Here is a 426-nt window from a genome sequence, read left to right on the forward strand (position 1 = left end):
CCGGGGACCAGGGCCGGATCAGATGGCGAGCGACAGGAGGACCGGCGCCGCGTTCCGGTTCAGGGTGTCCGCGGCCTGGCGGAGCCGGTGGGCGTGCTCCACCGGCAGGGACAGGGCGAGGCAGCCGACCGTGGCGCCCGCGGTGATCGGGACGGCCGCGCAGACCGTGCCGACCGCGTACTCCTGGAGGTCGAGGACCGGCACCGTCGGCGGCTGCGACTCCAGCCGGGAGAGCAGCAGCTTGTCACTGGTGATGGTGCGCGAGGTGAGCCGGGCCATCTTGTGCCGGGCCAGATGGTCGCGCCGGCCGTTGTGGTCGAGCTGGCCCAGCAGGCTCTTGCCGACCGCGGTGGCGTGCGCGGAGCAGCGGAAGTCCACCCACTCGTTGACCGCGGGGGTGGCCGGGCTGTCGGCGTACTGGGTGAC

1 protein-coding gene is annotated in these 426 nt (G+C 73.7%); it reads right to left on the reverse strand.

Annotation, left to right across the window (positions count from 1 at the left end):
• Positions 1–18: 18 nt before the first annotated feature.
• Positions 19–426: IclR family transcriptional regulator domain-containing protein (locus CCN42_RS44960; protein ID WP_245877550.1), on the reverse strand; the 408-nt coding region annotated here is incomplete at its 5' end.

Source organism: Streptomyces glaucescens (assembly GCF_002154375.1).
Taxonomy (GTDB): domain Bacteria; phylum Actinomycetota; class Actinomycetes; order Streptomycetales; family Streptomycetaceae; genus Streptomyces; species Streptomyces glaucescens.